General features: G+C 61.9%; 18 protein-coding genes and 1 pseudogene. 8 read left to right on the top strand and 11 right to left on the bottom strand.

Features of this window, described 5'->3' with window-relative positions:
• Positions 1–1,263 (top strand): uracil-xanthine permease family protein, encoded by a 1,263-nt coding sequence (locus GV002_RS17155; protein ID WP_160019532.1) that lies wholly within the window; start codon positions 1–3, stop codon positions 1,261–1,263.
• A gap of 62 nt (positions 1,264–1,325) precedes the next feature.
• On the opposite strand, the gene GV002_RS17150 is transcribed toward GV002_RS17155, so the two are convergent.
• On the bottom strand, positions 1,326–2,339 hold the full coding sequence (locus GV002_RS17150; protein WP_160019531.1) for a DUF481 domain-containing protein: 1,014 nt from the start codon (positions 2,337–2,339) through the stop codon (positions 1,326–1,328).
• A gap of 144 nt (positions 2,340–2,483) precedes the next feature.
• A complete protein-coding gene (locus tag GV002_RS17145) occupies positions 2,484–3,476 on the bottom strand; it encodes a DUF481 domain-containing protein (protein WP_160019530.1) in 993 nt (330 codons plus the stop codon).
• A gap of 16 nt (positions 3,477–3,492) precedes the next feature.
• Between GV002_RS17145 and GV002_RS17140 the strand changes: the two genes are divergently transcribed.
• Positions 3,493–3,867: an MGMT family protein gene (locus tag GV002_RS17140; protein WP_160019529.1), complete on the top strand. Its 375-nt coding sequence runs from the start codon at positions 3,493–3,495 to the stop codon at positions 3,865–3,867.
• A gap of 40 nt (positions 3,868–3,907) precedes the next feature.
• Positions 3,908–5,704 carry an AmpG family muropeptide MFS transporter gene (locus tag GV002_RS17135; RefSeq protein ID WP_160019528.1) on the top strand — a complete coding sequence of 599 codons (1,797 nt, stop codon included), beginning with the start codon at positions 3,908–3,910 and terminating at the stop codon, positions 5,702–5,704.
• Positions 5,705–5,755: 51 nt separating this feature from the next.
• Here GV002_RS17135 and GV002_RS17130 read toward each other — a convergent pair whose 3' ends face one another.
• A complete protein-coding gene (locus GV002_RS17130) occupies positions 5,756–6,583 on the bottom strand; it encodes a mechanosensitive ion channel family protein (protein WP_160019527.1) in 828 nt (275 codons plus the stop codon).
• 104 nt (positions 6,584–6,687) lie between these two features.
• Positions 6,688–7,167, bottom strand: coding sequence for a YajQ family cyclic di-GMP-binding protein (locus GV002_RS17125; RefSeq protein ID WP_125836020.1), 480 nt, complete (start codon positions 7,165–7,167; stop codon positions 6,688–6,690).
• A 135-nt stretch (positions 7,168–7,302) separates the two neighbouring features.
• Here GV002_RS17125 and GV002_RS17120 point away from each other — a divergent pair.
• From GV002_RS17120 to GV002_RS17105, 4 genes and pseudogenes are all read left to right on the top strand, one after another.
• Positions 7,303–8,268: pseudogene (locus GV002_RS17120) on the top strand (response regulator); the annotation flags it as partial.
• A complete protein-coding gene (locus GV002_RS17115) occupies positions 8,265–9,176 on the top strand; it encodes a putative 2-dehydropantoate 2-reductase (protein ID WP_160019525.1) in 912 nt (303 codons plus the stop codon). The pseudogene GV002_RS17120 and the gene GV002_RS17115, both read left to right, overlap by 4 nt.
• A 125-nt stretch (positions 9,177–9,301) precedes the next feature.
• Positions 9,302–11,320 (top strand): ATP-binding protein, encoded by a 2,019-nt coding sequence (locus GV002_RS17110; protein WP_160019524.1) that lies wholly within the window; start codon positions 9,302–9,304, stop codon positions 11,318–11,320.
• Positions 11,321–11,323: 3 nt separating this feature from the next.
• Complete coding sequence (locus tag GV002_RS17105; RefSeq protein WP_160019523.1) at positions 11,324–11,899, top strand: cob(I)yrinic acid a,c-diamide adenosyltransferase; 576 nt, start codon at positions 11,324–11,326, stop codon at positions 11,897–11,899.
• 94 nt (positions 11,900–11,993) lie between these two features.
• Here GV002_RS17105 and GV002_RS17100 read toward each other — a convergent pair whose 3' ends face one another.
• The 5 genes from GV002_RS17100 to GV002_RS17080 form a co-directional block, all read right to left on the bottom strand.
• A complete protein-coding gene (locus tag GV002_RS17100) occupies positions 11,994–12,932 on the bottom strand; it encodes a Nudix family hydrolase (protein WP_160019522.1) in 939 nt (312 codons plus the stop codon).
• Positions 12,929–13,561, bottom strand: coding sequence for a glutathione S-transferase family protein (locus GV002_RS17095; protein ID WP_160019521.1), 633 nt, complete (start codon positions 13,559–13,561; stop codon positions 12,929–12,931). Before GV002_RS17095 ends, GV002_RS17100 begins: the two co-directional genes overlap by 4 nt.
• A gap of 114 nt (positions 13,562–13,675) precedes the next feature.
• Positions 13,676–14,893, bottom strand: a complete 1,218-nt coding sequence (gene argJ / locus GV002_RS17090; RefSeq protein ID WP_160019520.1) for a bifunctional glutamate N-acetyltransferase/amino-acid acetyltransferase ArgJ — start codon at positions 14,891–14,893, stop codon at positions 13,676–13,678.
• Between the two features lie 159 nt (positions 14,894–15,052).
• On the bottom strand, positions 15,053–17,788 hold the full coding sequence (secA, locus tag GV002_RS17085; protein ID WP_160019519.1) for a preprotein translocase subunit SecA: 2,736 nt from the start codon (positions 17,786–17,788) through the stop codon (positions 15,053–15,055).
• 237 nt (positions 17,789–18,025) lie between these two features.
• Positions 18,026–18,946, bottom strand: a complete 921-nt coding sequence (locus GV002_RS17080) for a M23 family metallopeptidase (RefSeq protein ID WP_160019518.1) — start codon at positions 18,944–18,946, stop codon at positions 18,026–18,028.
• A gap of 78 nt (positions 18,947–19,024) precedes the next feature.
• Here GV002_RS17080 and GV002_RS17075 point away from each other — a divergent pair, with 78 nt between their 5' ends.
• Entirely contained in the window at positions 19,025–19,480 is a 456-nt protein-coding gene (locus GV002_RS17075; RefSeq protein ID WP_160019517.1) for a DUF721 domain-containing protein, read from the top strand.
• Positions 19,481–19,635: 155 nt separating this feature from the next.
• Here the strand turns inward: GV002_RS17075 and lpxC are convergent, their stop codons facing one another.
• Together lpxC and ftsZ are read right to left on the bottom strand one after the other, a co-directional pair.
• Positions 19,636–20,547, bottom strand: a complete 912-nt coding sequence (lpxC, locus tag GV002_RS17070) for a UDP-3-O-acyl-N-acetylglucosamine deacetylase (protein ID WP_013714156.1) — start codon at positions 20,545–20,547, stop codon at positions 19,636–19,638.
• A 111-nt stretch (positions 20,548–20,658) separates the two neighbouring features.
• A complete protein-coding gene (gene ftsZ / locus GV002_RS17065; RefSeq protein ID WP_160019516.1) occupies positions 20,659–21,852 on the bottom strand; it encodes a cell division protein FtsZ in 1,194 nt (397 codons plus the stop codon).
• Between the last annotated feature and the right edge of the window lie 13 nt (positions 21,853–21,865).

The raw sequence follows: 21,865 nt of genomic DNA, 5'->3' as shown, positions 1-21,865 counted from the left end.
ATGTCGCAGTCGGAATTCAACGATCCGCTGTGGCGCCAGGGCATTTCCGGCGCGCAGATGCTGTTCGTGGCCTTCGGCGCCCTGGTGCTGATGCCGCTGATCACCGGCATGGACCCCAACGTCGCGCTGTTCACCGCCGGTATCGGTACCCTGCTGTTCCAATTGGTGACCAAGCGCCAGGTTCCGGTTTTCCTGGCCTCCAGCTTCGCCTTCATCGCACCGATTCTGGCGGCCAAAGGCGAGTTCGGCCTGCCTGCGGTGATGGGCGGCGTGATCGCTGCCGGTGTGGTCTACATCCTGCTCTCGGCGCTGGTGAAACTGCGCGGCCCCAGCTTCATCGACCGCCTGCTGCCGCCGGTGGTGATCGCCCCCGTGATCATCTCCATCGGCCTGGCGCTGTCGCCGGTAGCGGTGAACATGGCCATGGGCAAGGCCGGTGATGGCAGCATCGAACTGGTGCCGTACAGCACGGCGATGATGATTTCGATGCCGGCTCTGATCACCACCCTGCTGGTGGCGGTGCTGGGCCGCGGCATCTTCCGCCTGGTGCCGATCCTCTCAGGTATCGCCGTTGGCTGCGCCATCGCTGCGGTGCTCGGCGTGATCGACACCAGCGCCGTCGATCAGGCAGCCTGGCTCGCCGTACCCAACTTCGTCACCCCGGAACTGCACTGGGGCGCCATTCTGTACATGGTGCCAGTGGCACTGGCGCCAGCCATCGAGCACATCGGCGGTGTGGTGGCGATCGGCAACGTCACCGGCAAGAACTTCGTCAAAAAGCCGGGCCTGCACCGCACCCTGCTCGGTGACGGCCTCGCCACCTCGGCAGCCGGCCTGTTCGGTGGCCCACCCAACACGACTTACGCTGAAGTCACCGGCGCTGTGATGCTGACCAAGAGCTACAACCCGAAGATCATGACCTGGGCTGCGGTCTTCGCCATCGCCCTGGCCTTCATCGGCAAGTTCGGCGTGGCCCTGCAGAGCATTCCGGTTCCGGTGATGGGCGGCATCCTGTGCCTGTTGTTCGGTTCGATCGCCGTGGTCGGCCTCAACACCCTGATTCGCCATCAAGTGGATCTTTCCGAAGCTCGCAACCTGATCATCGTTTCGGTGACCCTGGTGTTCGGCATCGGTGGCATGGTCATCGGTGGCAAGGAGTTCGCCCTGTCAGGGATATCCCTGTGCGCGATCACTGCCCTGCTCCTCAATCTGGTGCTGCCAGGTGGCGCCGGCTGGAAACAACGGGAACAGGAAGAAGCCTGATTCCGTCGCCCAATAAAAAGCCCGCGAGCAGATCGCGGGCTTTTCGTTTGCGATGCAGGAACTTACCAGCCGACACCGAAGCCAAGGGTATAACGGGTTTCGTCCAGATCACCCTCGGCACCACTGACCATATCCTTCTCGGCCTTCATGTTCAGCGACGCCCAGTCGGTGACCTTGTAGCGCAGCCCGACCTCGGCATCCAGGCTGTAATCCGCCGCGCCACTCAGCGGACGACCTAGCTCTCCGACACTGAACAGCTCGACAGTCTTGCCGATCAGATAGCGGTTGTAGTCCCACTTCACGCTCATGGCGTAGAAGCGATCCTGCTCACCGTTGCTGTAGCGGTAATCGCTACGGTTGGCGAGGGTAGCGATGGAGAACGCGCCCAGTTCGTCATCCCAGAACTGATAACCAGGACCTGTACCGAGAGTGCGCTGGCGCTCCACCTCCTCGATACGGTCGCGCTTGTACTCGAAGCGCCCCTGCCAGAACCATTTTTCCGTGAGGAAGCGGTCGAGCGCGTACTCGGCACTCCAGTTGTCGGTGCTGACGACGTCGTCTTTCAGCTCGCGGTTGTAGTCGGCGAGCGCATTGTGCCGCCAGCGACCGTGGCGGGCCTGGGTCTTGATGCCGACATCGTAGTCGTCGGAGTCGCGCTCACCGCGCTTGTAGTCCAGACCGAGGTCGATGTTGCCCTTCCAGGTGAAGTCTTCCACCAGGGGCTTGGGCTTCATGATCTGTTCGATCTGCGTCAGCTCGATGGTCTTCGGCGCCTCGCCATTGGCCAGCGTGACCTTGCCCGGCTCAGCGGCCAGCAGCGACTTGGCACGCTCGCCATCTACTGGCCCGAGCTTGACCAGCAGCTCGTGGTCACTTTCCAGGGTGGCGATTTTCTTCCAGTCCAGCGGGATGGAGCCGCCGTAGTCGGTTTCCAGCAGCAGTTTGCTACCGTCGAAGAAGCGGATGGTGCCGGAGAGACGATCACCGTTCTTCAACCAGACGGTATCGGCGAAGGTGGCGGAACTGCACAGAGCGATGCTCAGGCCAAGCAGGGACAGCGATATAGGGCGCGACATAAGTTGGGTAATGGCGTTGGTGGGCGAAAGCCGGGCATTATCCGCAACCCCGGCGCCAGAGCAACAGCAGACCGGGCCGAATACGCAGAGTTCAGCTTTTTCCGTCGGGCGGCGTTCCGTCGAGCCATACTCCGCCAGACGGCATTACCACCCGACGCCGACACCGATCAGATAATGCCGATCCGAAACCGTCTGCCCTGGGGCACGCAACTGATCCAACTCGTACAAGAGCGATAAGCGCGCCCACTGATTGAGGCGATAGCGCAGGCCGAATTCGCTATCGAGCACGTAGTCGATCTCGTCGATATGAGGGATCTGCAGTTGGGCGTTGGCATAGAATTCCAGGCGCGTGCCCCACAGCAGACGCTTGTAATCCAGTTCCAGTGACGTGGTGTTGAACGCAAGATTGGCAACGTCCGACTCCAGTCGCACGCGATTGAACTGACCAATCAGGTCGAAACGCCCCAGCTCGTCATCCCAGAAGCGATAACCGGGGCCGGTGCCAACGATGCGCTGACGGTCGACGGTTTCGAACTCATCCTCGGCCTGCTCCACACCGACTCGCCAGAACCAGTGTTCGGTGAAAAAGCGATCGAGGTCGTACTCCAGCTCCCAGTTGTCCTCGATCTTTCTGTCGTTCTTGGTTTCACGCTCGAGCTCGCCACTTAGCACATGCCGCCAGCGCCCGTGCTCGAAACGGGTATTGCCCTTGAGCTTCCATTCGTCGACATCGTTCTGGTTGCGCTTCATGTCCAGCTTGGCATCGAGGTTGCCTTCCCAGAGAAGATCCTCCAGCAGCGGCCGCGGCGGCACCAGGCGCTTGATCTGCGCCAGCGGCAGGGTGTATTCGCGTTCGCCTTGCACCCGTACCATGCCGCTACCGGCAGCCGACAACCTTTCGCTGCGTTCGCTGTCGAAGCCACTGCGGTGCACCAGCAGGGGCTTGTCCGAACTGAGGGTATCGATATCCTTCCAGTCGATCAGCACCTGGCCGGCATATTTGGTCTTGAGCGCCAGCTTGCCGCCGTCGAGCAGGATGATCTCACCGCTGAGGCGATCACCGTTGTCCAGCCAAACGGTATCGGCACAGAGCGGGGCTGCCAGGGTAAAAAGGAATAAGGCGATCAGTACGCGCATGATAAGGACGAACCCTATGGCCAAGACGAAACCGCCAGAGTCTGCATGGCAGGCACCACCACCGGCAAGCCTGGAGACGCGTCGCGAAGCGCTGTATCTGGTATTGGCACAGGTGCCGGAAGGCAAGGTCGTCAGCTATGGCGAACTGGCGCAATTAGCCGGTCTTGGCCGCGCCGCGCGCTGGGTCGGGCGTACGCTGAGCCAGTTGCCAGATGGCACCACGCTACCTTGGCACCGCGTCATCGCCGCTGGAGGCCGCCTCAGCCTGACCGCCGGCAGCGCTTCCGGCGCCGAACAGCGGGCGCGCTTGCGTGCAGAAGGCATCAGTATCCTGAATGAACGTGTGGATATGCGTCGTCACGGCTGGCGCCCGATGGAGCACAGCAGTTAGAGTGCGCGCTATTCATTTTTCCACCCCAGATTCGAGCCTGATGCCACGCAAATCCTGGCGAGAAGCCCTCGCGACCTACGCCAACCCCGCCACACTAGCTTTGTTACTTCTGGGCTTCGCCGCCGGCCTGCCCTACATGCTGGTGTTCTCGACCCTTTCGGTATGGCTGCGCGAAGCCGGTGTGGCACGCGAGACCATCGGTTTCGCCAGCCTCATTGGCCTGGCCTATGCCTTCAAATGGGTGTGGGCGCCAATGCTCGACCAGTGGCGCCTGCCATTGCTGGGCAAGCTTGGCCGGCGCCGCTCCTGGCTGGTGCTGTCGCAGGGCCTGGTCGCCATCGGTCTGATCGGCATGGCCAATTACGATCCGCAGACGCACCTGTCCTCGTTGATCGCCCTCGCCGTGCTGGTGGCCTTCGCCTCGGCCACTCAGGACATCGCCGTAGACGCCTACCGCCTGGAAATTCTCGGCGACGAGCATCAGGCCGCGCTGGCTGCTGCCTACATGACCGGCTACCGGGTTGCCGCGCTCCTGGCCACCGCTGGCGCGCTGTATTTCGCCGAAGGCTTCGGCTCGACCGCCAAGGACTACCAGTTCGGCGCCTGGACCGGTACCTACATGCTCTTTGCCCTGCTGATGCTGCCGGGCCTGCTCACCTCCATCTGGATGCGCGAGCCACCGGCACCGCCACACATCAATGTCGCACCACCCAAGCACGGTTTCTTCCACCAGTTGCTGGCGATCAGTGCGGTCATCATGCTGATCATCGCCGTGCCGACCATGTTCATCCAGTTCTACCAGAGCGATCTGGTGCCGATGCTGCTTGGCGACGTCAGCATGCAGGAACTGCTCTACAACGACCGCGCCTTCCTGCGTGCCATGCTCTACAGCACCCTGGCCTGCGTCTGCGCATCCGGGCTGTTCTGGGGCGGGCTGGCACCGGTACTGAAAACGGCTGCGGCGAGGTACGGGTTCTTCCACCAGCTACTTTCCGTGCTGCTGCTGATCATTCTGTTGATCGCAATCCCGGCCATGATCACCCAGTTCTACGAAAGTGACGTGATGCTGCTGTTCCAGGGCCAGATAAGCCTGCAGGAGTTGCTCTACTACGACCGCGCCTTCCTGCGTGCACTGCTCTATACCCTGCTCACCAGCCTGTCGATCTCCAGCCTGTTCTGGGGCGGCATGGCACCGGTGCTCACGCCGATCAACGATTTCATCGTGCGCTACCGCTGGCAGGCCCTGCTGCTGCTGAGCCTGATCGCCACCTATCGCCTGTCGGATACCGTCATGGGCGTGATGGCCAACGTTTTCTACATCGACCAGGGCTTCACAAAAGAACAGATCGCCAATGTCAGCAAGGTCTTCGGTCTGGTGATGACGTTGCTCGGCGCCGGAGTCGGTGGCCTGTTGATCGTGCGTTTCGGCATCATGCCGATTCTGCTGATCGGCGCTACCGCATCGGCGGCCACCAACCTGATGTTCATGCTGCTGGTGGGCATGGGCCCGCACCTGAACATGCTGATTGTCACCATCAGCTGCGACAACTTCAGCGCCGGCCTCGCCACCTCGGCATTCGTGGCCTACCTGTCGAGCCTGACCAACCTGAAATTCTCGGCCACCCAGTACGCCCTGCTCAGCTCCATCATGCTGTTGCTGCCGCGCCTGATCGGCGGCTATTCCGGCGTAATGGTGGAAAGCCTCGGCTACGCTCACTTCTTCCTTGCCACGGCGCTGATGGGTATACCGACACTGCTGCTCATCGTTATCCAGTGGCGTCGCGATAAACGCCAAGCGGTGCCTGAGACGACGCCACCTGCAGTCGAAAATGCCTGATCACAGGCACAAAAAAGCCCCGGATCGACCGGGGCTTTTTTGTGGTGAGTGTCAATCAGCCTTGGCCAGATGCACCACCCGTTGCGGGAACGGAATACCAATACCCGCCTCGGTCAGACGCTCCTTGGCCAGTTCGGTGAACTCGAAGGTCACCGGCCAGAAATCACCGGTCGCCACCCATACGCGCAGCGAGATGTTCACGGCGCTTTCACCCAGCCCGGTCACGAAAACCACGGGTGCAGGGTCAAGCTGTACTCGCGGGTCCTTGGCGATATCAAGCAGCACTTCACGGGCACGCTTGATATCGCTGGAGTAGTCGATGCCGATATTGATATCGGCACGCCGACGCGGCTCACGCGAGTAATTGGTGATATGACCGTTGGACAGCGCGCCATTCGGTACGATCACCACCTTGTTGTCCGCCGTTTTCAGCGTGGTGTGGAAGATCTGGATGCTGTCGACGCTACCGGAAACGCCCTGCCCCTCGATCCAGTCGCCCGCGCGGAACGGGCGAAACAGCATGATCAGCACGCCGCCCGCAAAGTTGGCCAGACTGCCCTGCAGCGCCAGGCCAATGGCCAGCCCCGCTGCACCGATCATGGCGATGAACGAAGTGGTCTCCACACCGATCATCGACGCCACGCTGATCAGCAGCAGAATGCGCAGCACGATGCTGACCAGGCTGCTGATAAAACTGCTCAGCGCCCGATCGACCTTGCGCGCCTCGAGCATGCGCCCGATGCTGGAGGTGAGCCTGCTGATCAGCCACCAACCGATCAGCAGCGTGATCAGTGCCAGGGTCAGCTTGCCGCTGTACTCAAGCACCACAGGCAGCCAGGCCTCGGACAGCTTGACCAGTTCGTCGACGTTCATCTCCATAGGGGTACTCCCGTTTTCCTGTGCATGAAACGAAACCGCCATGGCATGCCATGGCGGTCAAAATGCTATCAACCTAGCCTGCGACGCCTCAGCGCCACAAAGGTTCAATCGCGAAAGTTGTTGTACTGCAGCGGCATGCCGAATTCGTGACCACGCAGCAGCGCGATGGCTTCCTGCAGGTCGTCGCGCTTCTTGCCGGTGACGCGCACCTGCTCACCCTGGATCGCGGCCTGCACCTTGAGCTTGGCATCCTTGATATGGGCGACGATCTTCTTCGCCAGCTCCTTGTCGATCCCTTCACGGAAGGTGACTTCCTGCTTCATCACCTTGCCCGAGGCATAGGGCTCCTTGGTTTCCAGGCATTGGCAGTCGATCTTGCGCTTGACCAGGCTGCTGCGCACGATGTCGAGCATCTGCTCGAGCATGAACTCGGCTTCGGCGGTCAAGGTCAGCGCCTTGTCCTTGCTCTCGATGCTGCATTTACCACGCAGGTCGAAACGGCGGTCGAGCTCCTTGATGGCATTGTCGACCGCATTGGTCAGTTCGTGTTTGTCCAGTTCAGACACGATGTCGAACGAAGGCATGAGCGGGCTCCTGATGGACGGCGCGATCCTCTTCACGGAGTGAACGCGCCTGACTTGACGATAACTATGGCGGGCCCATTATATCCAGACTGATACACGCCGTTTGGCGTCCTTCCTCTCTGTCTGCGAGCCAGCCCCATGCCCAACCCCCATCTCAGCATCCTGGTGGTGGACGACGCCAAGTTCTCCAGTGCCATGATCGGTCGCGCACTGAGCCAGGCCGGCTATCAGGACGTGCGCTTCGCCAGCAGCGCCAGCGAGGCGCTGCAACTGCTCGAACAGCGCCCCGCCAGCGTGCTTCTGGCCGACTGGCTGATGCCCGAGATCGACGGCCTGGAGCTGACCGCACGGGTACGCCAGCTGGACGAGACCGCCGACCACTACACCTACATCATCCTGCTGACCGGCAAGGAAGGCGAAAACGTCCTGGGCGAAGCCTTCGACCGTGGCGTCGATGACTTCATCAGCAAGGCAGCCATGAACGAACAGTTGGTGCCACGCGTGTACGCCGCTGATCGCCTGTGCAACACCCTGCAGCGCCTGCTGCACGAAAACCGCATGCTGACGCAGAACATAGCCAGCCTGGAGCGACGCAATCTGGTCGATCCACTCACCGGCCTGGGTAACCCGCGCTATCTGCGCCAGAAGCTCACCGACAGCCTGCGCCAGATCGAATCTCGAGGCGGCGCCGTGTGCTACCTGCTGATCGGCCTGCAGGACGCCGGTCAGCTGCGCAACCAGTACGGTGACCGCTTCTTCAACGAACTGCTGCATGGCGTCGCACGACGCCTGCAGCAGCTTGTCAGGCCACTGGACGTGCTGACGCGCCTGGATGACAACCACTTCGGCCTTATCACCCTGCTCGAAGATCTGCACGAGTGCTCACCGAGCAGCTTCAAGCGCCTGCACGAAGGCCTCAACTTCAAAGCGTTCAAGACCAGCGAAGGTTTCATTACGCTGAAAGCCGGTATCAGCCTGGTCGGCCTGGACGCCAAGGTGCTGCCCACTGATCCCGAACAACTGATTCAGCATGCGCAAAATCTGCTGCCAGAGTCTTACGCCAGCGGCCGGGTCGCAGCCATGCGCCTACCTCTGCCGTGACCTGGCACATCCTCGGTGCCGGCAGCCTCGGCAGCCTCTGGGCTGCACGCCTGGCCCGTGCCGGCCTGCCAGTCAGGCTGATCCTGCGCAACCCGCAACGCCTCGAAGCCTATCGCCAGGCCGGCGGGGTAACGCTGGTCGAGGCAGGCCAGCCTCAGCAATACGCCATTGCCGCAGAGTTGCCGCAAGCGGATACGCCAATCCATCGCCTGCTGCTCGCCTGCAAGGCCTATGACGCACAAAGCGCGGTGGCGACCATCGCCGAACGCCTGGCCCCGGGTGCCGAGCTGCTGCTGTTGCAGAATGGCCTGGGCAGCCAGGATGAAGTCGCCCAACGCCTCCCCAGGCAGCGCTGCCTTTTCGTCTCCAGTACCGAAGGCGCTTTTCGCCCTAGCGACTTTCAGGTGGTGTTCGCCGGCCACGGTCACAACTGGCTGGGAGACCCGCGCGATCCCCGGCCGCCAGCCTGGCTGGGCGAACTGCAGCGTGCCGGCATCGCTCACCAGTGGAGTCCGGATATCCTCGCGCGCCTGTGGCGCAAGCTGGCGCTGAACTGCGCGATCAACCCGCTCACCGTTCTGCACGACTGTCGTAATGGCGGCCTGACCGAGCACCCTGCCGAAGTCGCCACCCTGTGCACCGAACTCGACGAGCTGCTGCAACGCTGCGGCCAGCCCGCAGCCGCAGAGAATCTGCATGAAGAGGTACAGCGCGTGATCAGCGCCACCGCAGCGAACTATTCGTCCATGCATCAGGACGTCACTCAGGGACGTCGCACCGAGATCAGCTATCTGCTTGGCTACGCCTGCGCCTCGGCGCAACGTCATCAACTGCATGTGCCGCACCTGCAGCATCTGCAGCAGCGCCTGCTGAGCCACCTGCGTGAACGAGGTTTGCCTCTCGATTGAGTACGCAGGCCGGGTGTAACCCATCGCTCGCAGCTTGGCGGGTTGCACCCGCCCCGCACAGGCAGTAGGCAATGGCCTGACAGCCGCGCTAACCTGCCGCCTTCACTCACCACAACGATAACCTCATGAGACTGCGTCAGCGCCTCGAAAATCTGCCAGTGGGCCGCAAACTGCTCGCCGCGCTGCTGGTGTTGCTCGCCGCTGTGATGCTGGTGGCCAATCTGGCTTTCATCAGCGCAGCCTACTGGATCACCCAGGAGAGCATGGCACCGCAGGCCCTGCACACCCTCGGTCGCCTGATCGCCAGCCCGACGCTGAGCAAGGAGGCCTTGCACTCGTCAGCATCGGCCGAGGCCGTACTCAAACGCCTGGATGACTATGCCCCCCTGCGCGCAGCGGTTATCTACGACAGCAATGGCAACAGCCTGGCACAACTGCAGCGAGGGGAAAAACTGCAGCTGCCGCAGCAACTGGGCCAGTTGCAGAACTGGCGCGAAACAGCCTTTCGCACCAACCTGCTGGTCGACCTGCCGCATCCCAGTGGTCGTCCCGGCGCCCTGCTGCTGGTGGCTTCCAGCGAATTGCCTGGCGCGTTCTATACAGGAACCCTGACCGCAAGCCTGGTCATTCTGGCGTTCAGCGTGCTGCTGTGGATGCTGGTGGCCAGGCAGATCAAACGCCTGGTGACCAAACCCATTCGCCGCCTGGAAGAATTGTCACGCCAGGTCACCCGCGAAGAGAACTATGCGCTGCGCGCCAATCGCGGCAATCAGGACGAGATCGGCAGCCTGGCCGATGCGTTCAACACCATGCTGATGCGCATGGAGGCCCGCGAGCAGCAGCTCAAGCGTGCCCGCGACGACGCCCAGCAGGCCTTCGATCAGGCGCAGAGCCTGGCCGAGGAAACCCGCCACTCCAACCGCAAGTTGGAGCTGGAAGTGCAGGTGCGCAGCAAGATCGAGAAGAAACTCACCGGTTTTCAGAACTACCTCAACAGCATCATCGACTCCATGCCTTCGGCGCTGATCGCTCTCGACGAACAGCTCTACGTGACGCAGTGGAATCAGGAAGCCAGCGCCCTGTCCGGTACGCGCCTGGAAGAAGCGCTGAACCAGCCGGTGTTTCTTGCCTTCCCGCCACTCAAACCCTTTCTCGCGCAGCTCAAACGCACCGCCGAGCAACATCGCGTAGAGAAGATCGAGCGCGTTACCTGGCACAAGGATGAAGAGCCCCACCACTACGCCCTGACCTTCTACCCACTTATGGGCAGTGCCGGCCGGGGCGTGGTGATCCGTATCGACGACATCACCCAGCGCCTGGCCCTGGAAGAAATGATGGTGCAGTCGGAGAAGATGCTTTCAGTCGGCGGCCTGGCGGCAGGCATGGCACATGAAATCAATAACCCACTCGGCGCCATCCTGCACAACGTGCAGAACATCCGCCGACGCCTGTCGCCGAGCCTGGAAAAGAACGTCGAACAGGCCGAGCAGGCCGGCGTCAGCCTGCCTGCCATTGAGCATTACATGGAGGCACGCGAGGTACCGCGCCTGCTCGACGGCATCCAGCAGGCCGGCCAGCGCGCCGCCAAGATCGTCAGCCACATGCTCAGTTTCAGCCGGCGTAGCGACCGCCAGCTATCGCCCTGCGATCTGCCGGCGCTGATCGACCAGGCCCTGGAGATCGCCGGCAATGACTTCGACCTGACCGACAGTTTCGACTTCAAGGCCCTGGAGATCGTGCGCCAGTTCGATCCGCTGCTGGGCCCGGTGGCCGGCACCGCCAACGAACTGGAGCAGGTGCTGCTCAACCTGCTGAAGAACGCTGCCCAGGCCATTCACCAACGCGACCAGGACACCGAGCCCGGCCGCATCATCCTGCGCACTCGGCAGGCCGGCAGTTGGGCGGAAGTCCAGGTGGAGGATAACGGCACCGGCATGAGCGAGACGGTGCGCAAACGCATCTTCGAACCCTTCTTCACCACCAAGGAGGTCGGCCAGGGCACCGGACTCGGCCTGGCGGTCTCCTACTTCATCATCACCAACAATCACAAAGGGCAAATGGAGGTCCACTCGATGCCAGGCCAGGGCACCTGTTTCACCCTGCGCCTGCCGCTGGCCTCCCTGCCCGAGCACACAGGACTCTGAGCCATGGGCTTTCGACTCTCCAAGATCTATACCCGTACCGGCGACAAGGGGGAGACCGGCCTGGCCGACGGCCGCCGGGTCGGCAAGGACCATCCACGTATCGAGGCCATCGGCGAGCTGGACACGCTCAACAGCCAGCTCGGCCTGCTACTGGCCGAACTCGACGAGGCCGCCACGACCTGGCCAGACCTGAAGGAAATCAGCGAGGTGCTGAGGCCCTGCCAGCATCGCCTGTTCGACCTGGGTGGCGAACTGGCGATGCCCGAATATCAGGCCCTGCAGCAGGTGGAGGTGGAACGACTCGAAGCCGCCATCGACAGCTGGAACGAAGAGGTAGGGCCGCTGGAAAACTTCATCCTGCCCGGCGGCTCCAGGCTGATTGCCCAGGCCCATGTCTGCCGCAGCTTCGCGCGCAGCAGTGAACGTCGCTGCCAGCACCTCAATGCCGTCGAGCCATTGCGCGGTGAAGGCCTGGCCTACGTCAACCGCCTCTCCGACCTGCTGTTCGTCGCTGCCCGCCTGATCGCCAAGCGCCAGGGCATCGCTGAAGTGCTGTGGAAGGCGGCCAACAAACCTTAGGGCCAGAAGCTTTGCGCATCCGCAATGCTGCGATTACTGCTCGGTGCGCACAGCGCACCCTACCCCGGCCAGCTCGGTGCCCGCGCCGCCCCTACTACGGCCAGAACGCGCGGATACCGGCCACACCTTGGGCGCCAACCTGCCAGGCGCGCTCGATATCCGTCGGGCCTACGCCGCCCAGCAGATAAGCCGGCAGGTTGAAATGGGTCAGCATCTCGCGCGCGGCGTCCCAGCCGAGCGGCTGCGCTTCAGGATGAGTCGCAGTCGCCTGCACTGGGGACAAGGTGGCGAAGTCCACGCCCATCTGCATGGCCAGCGCCAGCTCCTCGGCATTGTGGCAGGACGCAGCCAACCAGCGATCCTCAGGGAACGGGCGGCCACCAGCGGCGTACTTGCGCAGTTGCTCGGCGGTCAGGTGCCAGCCGGCCGCAGGAAAGTCTCCCAGCCACTCCAGCGGCCCTTTGAGCATCAGTTGTGCCTTGCCGGCACACAGGCCCTGCACATCGACAGCCAGGTCGCGGTATTGCGGGTCGAACATGTTCGGCGCACGCAGTTGAATCAGTCGCACGCCCTGCGCCAGGGCGCTGCGGATGCCGGCGAGTAGCTCACTCGGCTGCAGGCCATCCGGGGTGATCAGGTAGCGCTCGGGCAGGCGCGCGGCGGCGACTATGGGTTTGTTCGCGGCGGGAAACTCGTACTCCAGCAACTGTCGCTCGTTGACCCAGGCCAATGGCTGGCCTTCCGCGCCATGCGGCTCGCCACTGAAGGCCGAGACTTCCCAGACGTCCAGCAACACCTGCTTGTCCGGATAATCGTGGCGAATCTGGATCAGCGGGCGCGCAGCCTGCGGACGAATACCCAGTTCCTCCTCCAGCTCGCGATCGAGGGCGACGCGCACGGCCTCGCCCTCCTCCACCTTGCCGCCGGGAAATTCCCACAGACCGCCCTGGTGCTTGTCCTGCGGGCGCCTGGCGATCAGGATGCGTCCATCGGCACCCCGAATCACCGCTGCTGCGACATGAACGCGTTTCACCCCTTTACCTCCTGCAATGCCGCCTGATACCAGCGTTGGAATGCCGGCCAGCGATAGATGGTTTCGACATAGGCCGCTGCCGCTGTCGGCAGCACCACATGATAACTGCGCAGACGCGCGGCGACCGGTGCATAGAAGGCATCGGCGATGCTGGCCTGACCGAACAGATAGTTGCCGGTGCTGGCGAAGCGCTCGCGGCAGCCGGCCCAGATCGCGCAAATGCGGTCGATATCGGCCTGCGCCGCGTCCGGTAGCTCGAGCAACGCCTTGTCACGCGCCAGGTCCATCGGCAGGTGGCTACGCAGAGCGCTGAAGCCGCTGTGCATCTCCGCACAGACGCTACGCGCCAAGGCGCGGGCCTGACGATCCTGCGGCCACAGCTGCGCTTCGGGATAGCACTCGGCCAGATACTCGGCTATCGCCAGGGAATCCCACACCGGCCCTTGCTCAGTCAGCAGAACCGGCACCTTGCCGGTGGGCGAATGAAGCAGCAGTTGCGCACGACTATCGGGCTGATACAGACGCACCAGCACCTCGTCACACTCCACGCCAGCCAGCTCGACTGCCAGAGCGGCGCGCAACGACCAGGAGGAATAGTTCTTGTCGCCAATTACCAGTTTCAGGGCCATCTCGCGCGTCCTCGGGAATGAAGTCGCTCGACGTTAAAAGCCTGCACCCCGAATAGCAAATTCCCGCGCGTCATGGGGGCATGAGGCGCGGGAATACGGACGAGCAGGACTCGATCAGGTGCGATATTCGGCGTTGATCTTGACGTACTCGTGGGACAGGTCAGTGGTCCAGATGGTCTCGCTGCAGCTGCCGCGGCCAAGTTCGATACGGATGGTGATTTCCTCACGGGCCATCACCGCCGCGCCCTGTTCTTCGGTGTAGGTGGCCGCACGGCAGCCCTTGCTGGCGATGCAGACTTCGCCGAGAAACACGTCGATCTTGCTCACGTCCAGCTGCGGCACGCCTGCGTAGCCAACGGCAGCCAGGATACGCCCCCAGTTCGGATCGGAGGCGAACAGCGCGGTCTTGATCAGCGGTGAATGGGCCACGGCGTAGGCCACGTCCAGGCACTCCTGATGCGTGCCACCGCCGTTGACCTGTACGGTAACGAACTTGGTCGCACCCTCGCCGTCACGGACGATGGCCTGAGCCACTTCCATGAATACCTCGAACACAGCCTGCTTGAGCTTGGCGAACAACTCACCGGAGGCCTCGGTGATTTCCGCCAACGCAGCCTGGCCGGTAGCGATCAGCATGCAGCAGTCATTGGTGGAAGTGTCACCATCGATGGTGATGCGGTTGAACGACTTGTTCGCCGCGTCGCGCACCAGATCCTGCAGCACGCCCCGGGCCACCTTGGCGTCAGTGGCGATGTAGCCGAGCATGGTGGCCATGTTCGGGCGGATCATGCCGGCGCCCTTGGAGATACCGGTGACGGTGATGGTCACACCATCGTGCTGGAACTGCCGGCTGGCGCCCTTGGGCAGGGTGTCGGTGGTCATGATGCCGGTGGCCGCTGCTTCCCAGTTGTCGGCCTTGAGATCATCCAGCGCAGCCTGCAGCGCGGACTCGATCTTCTCGACCGGCAGCGGCTCTCCGATCACACCGGTGGAGAACGGCAGCACGGCGTTTTCGGTCACACCGGTCAGCTCGGCCAGCCGCGCACAGGCACGGCGCGCACGGGCCAGGCCATCGGCGCCGGTGCCGGCATTGGCATTGCCGGTGTTGGTCAGCAGGTAGCGCACTTCACCACCCAGACGCTCGCGAGTGACCAGCACAGGGGCCGCGCAGAAGGCGTTGGTGGTGGTCACACCGGCGATGCGCGAACCTTCTGCACAACGCATCACCACCACATCCTTGCGCCCGGGACGCTTGATACCGGCTGAGGCGATGCCCAACTCGAAACCAGGAACCGGGTGCAGGGTAGACAGCGGGCCAAGACCAACAGCCATAAGGTGAGCTCCTTGTGAGACGTTGCCGACCGCCAGGCGGTCTGAAAGATGGTAAAACGCCGCGAGCGGCAGAGCCGTCGCGGCGTCATCGAGGGCGGCGACAGCATAGCCGAAGCCCTCTCTACTGCAAGCGCCTTTAGCGGCGCGTAGCTGCCATGATCAGCCGATCTGACCGTGGCAGTGCTTGTACTTCTTGCCCGAACCGCAAGGGCACGGCTCGTTGCGGCCGACCTTCTGCTCGGCGCGTACCGGTGCTGTGGCCATGGCGACGTCGCCCTCTTCGCCATTGCTCTCTTCAGCTGCCAGGGCCGAAGCATCGGCGTGCTGGAACTGCATGCGCTCGGCCATGGCTTCGGCTTCGCGACGCAGTCGGGCTTCTTCTTCCGCCGGGTCTTCGCGACGCACCTGAACGTGACTGAGCACGCGGATGGCGTCGCGCTTGATCGACTCCAGCAGTTCCTGGAACAGGGCGAAGGACTCGCGCTTGTATTCCTGCTTCGGGTTCTTCTGTGCATAACCACGCAGGTGGATGCCGTGACGCAGGTGGTCCATGGTCGACAGGTGGTCTTTCCACAGGTCGTCCAGCACGCGCAGCAGAATCTGCTTCTCGAAGGTACGCAGGGCCTCGGCGCTGGCCTGGGTTTCCTTCTCGTTGTATGCGCTCAGCAGTTCGGCAAGGATGCGCTCACGCAGGGTTTCTTCGTACAGTTTGTCATCTTCATCCAGCCACTGCTGGATAGGCAGCTTGATGCCGAAGTCGCTTTGCAGCGTCGACTCCAGGCCCGACACGTCCCACTGTTCTGGCATCGACTGCGGCGGAATATGGTTGTTGACCGCTGCGGTCAGCACCTCCTCGCGGAACTCGGCGATGGTGTCGCCAACGCTCTCGGCAGCCAGCAGGCTGTTGCGCATGTGATAGATCACTTTGCGCTGCTCGTTGGCCACGTCGTCGAATTCGAGCAGTTGCTTACGCATGTCGAAGTTACGCCCTTCGACCTTGCGCTGAGCCTTCTCGATGGCGTTGGTGACCATACGGTGCTCGATGGCCTCGCCAGACTGCATGCCGAGGGCCTTCATGAAGTTCTTCACCCGATCCGAGGCGAAGATACGCATCAGGTTGTCTTCCAGCGACAGGTAGAAGCGGCTGGAACCCGGATCGCCCTGACGGCCGGCACGACCACGCAGCTGGTTGTCGATACGACGCGACTCGTGGCGCTCGGAGGCGATCACGTGCAGGCCACCCGCTTCGATCACCTGCTGGTGACGCTTCTGCCACTCGGTCTTGATCTGCGCGATCTGCTCGTCGGTGGGGTTTTCCAGCGCCGCGACTTCCACTTCCCAGTTGCCACCGAGGAGGATGTCGGTACCACGGCCCGCCATGTTGGTGGCGATGGTCAGCGCCCCCGGACGACCGGCCTGGGCGATGATCTCGGCTTCCTTGTCGTGGAACTTGGCGTTGAGCACCTTGTGCTCGATGCCTTCCTTGTCCAGCAACTGGCTGACGTACTCGGACGTTTCGATGGTGGCGGTACCGACCAGAATCGGACGGCCCTGGGCCTGGCAATCCTTGATGTCGGCGATGATCGCTTGGTACTTCTCTTCCTGGGTCAGATAGACCAGGTCGTTGAAGTCCTTGCGCGCGACCGGCTTGTTGGTCGGGATCACCATCACGTCCAGACCATAGATCTGACGGAATTCGAATGCCTCGGTATCGGCGGTACCGGTCATGCCGGACAGCTTGTTGTAGAGGCGGAAGTAGTTCTGGAAGGTAGTCGAGGCCAGAGTCTGGCTCTCGGCCTGGATATTCACTCCCTCCTTCGCCTCGATGGCCTGGTGCAGCCCCTCGGAAAGGCGACGACCCTGCATGGTACGGCCGGTGTGCTCGTCGATCAGGATCACCTGGCCGTTCTGCACGATGTACTCGACATTGCGGTTGAACAGCTTGTGCGCACGCAGGCCAGCATACACGTGGGTCAGCAGGCCGAGGTTGTGCGCGGAGTAGAGGCTTTCACCTTCGGCCAGCAGACCGGCAGTGGTGAGCATCTCCTCGACGTACTGGTGACCGGCCTCGTTGAGTTCGACCTGGCGCGATTTCTCGTCGACCTTGTAGTGACCTTCCTGAGTCACCACGCCTTCCTCTTCCTCGATGTGCTGCTTGAGGCGCGGGATCAGCTTGTTGATCTCGATGTACAGCTTGGAGCTGTCTTCGGCCTGACCGGAGATGATCAGCGGAGTACGGGCTTCGTCGATGAGGATGGAGTCGACTTCGTCGATCACGGCGAAATTCAGCTCACGCTGGAATTTGTCTTCCAGGCTGAAGGCCATGTTGTCACGCAGGTAGTCGAAACCGAATTCGTTGTTGGTGCCGTAGGTGATGTCGGCGGCATAGGCGGCGCGCTTCTCTTCCGGCGGCTGGAAGGGGGTGACGATACCCACGGTAAGGCCGAGGAATTCATACAGCGGACGCATCCAGTTGGCGTCGCGGCGAGCCAGGTATTCGTTGACCGTGACCACGTGCACGCCCTTGCCGGACAGTGCGTTGAGGTAGACCGCCAGGGTACCTACGAGCGTCTTGCCCTCACCAGTACGCATCTCGGCGATCTTGCCTTCGTGCAGAGTCATGCCGCCGATCAACTGCACATCGAAGTGGCGCATGCCCATCACCCGCTTGCCGGCCTCACGGGCCACAGCGAAGGCTTCGGGAAGCAGCTTGTCGAGGGTTTCGCCCTGAGCCAGACGGCCCTTGAACTCTTCGGTCTTGCCACGCAGTTGCTCGTCCGAGAGGGCGATCATCTGCTCTTCGAGGACGTTGACGGACTGCACCGCCTTGAGCAAGCGTTTGACTTCACGCTCATTCTTGCTTCCGAAAAGTTTTTTAAACAGAGGCGCAAACATATCGACAGGATCTTCCGGCGAATGGATGGAGGTCGGCGCAAATCGCGACCTGGCAGCCAGCATGGCTGCGGGCGAAGGGGGCATTCTACCCGGAAAACTCAGGGAGGAAAGTGACGTTGTCAGCCCGTTGCTGCCGTGTGATGGCGCAGGCCGCGCATCCCGGTTAGCCAGGGGCGCGACGTGAAACTTTATATGGGGATGAATGCTGGCAATTCAAGGCCAGCCAGCGCCCCAGAGTTACTCGACGCCGTTGGCGCGCGCGATATAAAGAGCGGGATTGACCTGTCGGCCATCCTTGCTGACTTCGAAATGCACGTGATAACCGGTGGAGCGACCACTGCGACCGACCTTGGCGATGACCTGGCCGCGCTGCACCAGATCACCGATCTGCACGGTGTTGCTCTGATTGTGAGCGTAGAGCGTAACGTAGCCATCCGCGTGACTGATTTCCACGGTATTGCCGTAACCGTTCTTCCTGCCGGAAAAGGTCACTACGCCAGCAGCGACCGAAACTACGTCACTGCCAGGCTTGGCTGCGAAATCGATGCCCTTGTGGACACTGGTGCGACCGGTCAGTGGATGCACGCGACGGCCGAAAGGTGACGACACATAACCGTGCAAAACCGGGCGACCGGACAGGGTTTCGGCTTCGTTCAGGCGGCGCTCGCCAAGCAGTTGCTCCAGCACTTCCAACTGTTGCTCACGACTCTCCACGCGCAGTGCCAGATCATCCAGCGTGTTCATGAAAGGTGGTGGCGCATAGGCCGAAGCACCTAGCGCATCTTCGGCACCGCCCTGACCGACACTGAGGGAGAAGTCGAACTCTCCAGCGTCAAGCTCAGCCAGTTCAGTGAGACGTTCACCGAGCGCATCGAGACGGGTGAGGCGCGCCTGCAAATCCGCCACGTGTACGGCGAATGCGTCGAGCTGACGTTGCGCGTCCTGACGCACTGCGCCGACCTGCTCACGCTGCTGGTCAAGCGCTTCGACCAGCGAGGTGTCGACCACCGGTTCGGCGGTCAACCACTTGGCGCCCATTGCAGCACCGGCTGCAAGGCTCAGGACCAGCAGCAGGACAACCGACAGCAGCAACCAGCGCAGGTCCAGATGGATCGTTCGCGCCGAACCGTGACGGCTATTTAGCAAGATGATATGCATGGCTTCCCCTTTTCGCAGAACACAGGCCGGCAGCACGCTCTGCTACCATGGCGACTCTGCAACTTAAGGCTTCCTGCCATGACGTTTCGTCCCTTGCCGGCCCAGGCACCCGCTAAGCTGTTACGCGAAGCCAAGCCCCTGAAAGCGCTGTTCGGTCAGGCGCAACGCCTGACTCACCTGCAGCGTCTTGTCGATAGCCAGCTGCAACCCGCCGCCCGGGAACACTGTCATGTAGCGTCCTGGCGCGACGGCTGTTTGCTATTGATAGTGACCGATGGCCACTGGGCAACACGCCTGCGTTATCAGCAAAGAAGACTGCAACGACAACTACAGGCACTCGAAGAATTCGCGACCTTAACGAAAATCATGTTCAAGGTGCAACCTCGAGGCGGCCAGAATCGTGGAACCGGTCGCACCTTGCACTTGTCAGATAGCGCCGCGCAAAGCATCCAGGCAACAGCCGAAGGCATCAGCGACCCCAGGCTGCGCGCGGCACTTGAGCGCCTGGCCAGTCATACGCAGAAAGGCGAATAACACCTTCCCCCCGTTCGTCGACGTGCTTCACTTCGCCGCACCCGTCAGACAAATGGCGCCATAAATTCTCCTGAACAGCGCCTTCACGCCAAACACCACAGCACAAAAAAGGCCACCCGAAGGTGGCCTCAATTGAAGCTGGAAAGAGAGTGCGTTTACACCGCCGCAACCGGGCGCATGTAAGAGATCGGTGCGAGCTTGGCGTCCTCGAAGGTCACCATTTCCCAGGCATCGGTCTGCTCGATCAACGTACGCAGCAAACGATTGTTCAGTGCGTGACCAGACTTGAAGCCCTTGAACTCGCCGATCAGGCTGTTACCCAGCAGGTACAGGTCACCGATGGCGTCGAGAATCTTGTGTTTGACGAATTCGTCCTCGTAACGCAGGCCGTCTTCGTTGAGCACGCGATATTCGTCGACCACGATAGCGTTTTCCACACTGCCACCGAGTGCCAGGTTCTGCGAACGCAGGAACTCGATGTCACGCATGAAGCCGAAGGTGCGGGCCCGGCTGACTTCCTTGACGAAAGACGTGCTGGAGAAATCCACACTGGCGCTCTGCGTGCGATTGCGGAACACGGGGTGATCGAAGTCGATCTCGAAGCTCACCTTGAAACCGTCGAAAGGCACGAAGGTGGCGCGCTTGTCGCCCTCCTCCACAGTCACCTCACGCAGGATGCGGATGAACTTCTTCGGCGCTTCCTGCTCCTGCAGGCCAGCGGATTGAATCAGGAATACAAAGGGACCAGCACTGCCATCCATGATCGGCACTTCGGACGCGGAGAGCTCGACGTAGGCGTTATCGATGCCCAGGCCTGCCATGGCCGAAAGCAGGTGCTCTACCGTATCCACCTTGACATCACCATTGATCAACGTAGTCGACATGGTGGTTTCACCGACATTCCCGGCCAGCGCGCGGATTTCCACGACTGGGTCGAGGTCGGTACGACGAAACACGATACCGGTATCCACCGGAGCCGGCTTCAGGGTCAGGTAAACCTTCTCCCCCGAATGCAGGCCAACGCCGGTGGCACGGATGATGTTCTTCAGGGTGCGTTGTCTGATCATGGCTTGGCCGCTATATCGCTAGTTGCGAACTGTTTTCAACAATGGTCGGGAATGATAGCAGAACCGACCTTTGCTGAACACCAATCACCCATATACTCCTGATAAATTCCATCAATCAGCCTGGCGACGCAGGAAAGCCGGAATATCCAGGTAATCGAGGTCATCCTGGGTATTGAGCTTGGCTGCAGTGGCCGCACCGCCATGGCTCTGGCGCTGCACGGTCGGACGCTCGTAGTCCTTGTAGTTGACCGACTGCTCGCTGCGCGGCTGCGCGGCAGGCTGCTGGGCAACAGGCTGGCTGACGGCGACCTGAACGGTGTTGTCGACCACCTTCACCGGCTTCTCCATGCGCGCGCCGAGACCGGTAGCGACCACAGTGACGTGCAGTTCGTCGCGCATGTCGGCGTCGATCACGGTGCCGACCTTGACGGTGGCGTGCTCGGAAGCGAACTGTTCGATGATGTTGCCGACGTCGGAGTACTCACCCAGCGACAGGTCAGGACCGGCAGTGATGTTCACCAGGATGCCGCGCGCGCCCTGCAGATTTACGTCTTCCAGCAGCGGGTTGCGGATCGCCGCCTCGGTCGCTTCACGCGCACGGTTCGGACCGCTGGCGCAGCCGGTGCCCATCATGGCCATGCCCATCTCGCTCATCACGGTCTTCACGTCGGCGAAGTCGACGTTGATCATGCCCGGACGCTTGATGATGTCGGAGATGCCGCGCACCGCACCAGCCAGCACGTCGTCAGCCTTGGCGAAGGCGGACAGCAGGCTGGCGTCCTTACCGAGGATGGTCAGCAGTTTTTCGTTAGGGATGGTGATCAGCGAGTCGACACTCTCGGACAGCGCGCGGATGCCTTCATCGGCGATGACCATGCGCTTCTTGCCCTCGAACGGGAACGGACGGGTCACCACGGCCACGGTGAGAATGCCCAGTTCCTTGGCCACCTCGGCGATCACCGGCGCAGCGCCGGTACCGGTACCACCACCCATGCCGGTAGTGATGAACACCATGTCGGTGCCGGCAAGCACTTCGGCGATGCGCTCGCGATCTTCCAGCGCGGCCTGACGACCGACTTCCGGATTGGCGCCAGCACCCAGGCCCTTGGTCACGCCCGGGCCAAGCTGCAGCACGGTACGTGCGCCGATGTTCTTCAGCGCCTGCGCATCGGTATTGGCGCAGATGAACTCGACACCCTCGATGTTGCTGATCGCCATGTGATTGACTGCGTTGCCGCCGCCACCACCGACACCGATTACTTTGATAACCGCGCTTTGCGGAATGTTATCTACTAGTTCGAACATGATCCCTCTCCTT

Source organism: Pseudomonas sp. 8O, from assembly GCF_902506495.1.
Taxonomy (GTDB): domain Bacteria; phylum Pseudomonadota; class Gammaproteobacteria; order Pseudomonadales; family Pseudomonadaceae; genus Aquipseudomonas; species Aquipseudomonas chaetocerotis.
The sequence above is the reverse complement of the archived record's forward strand: the minus strand, read 5'-3'. Positions and strand labels throughout refer to the sequence as shown.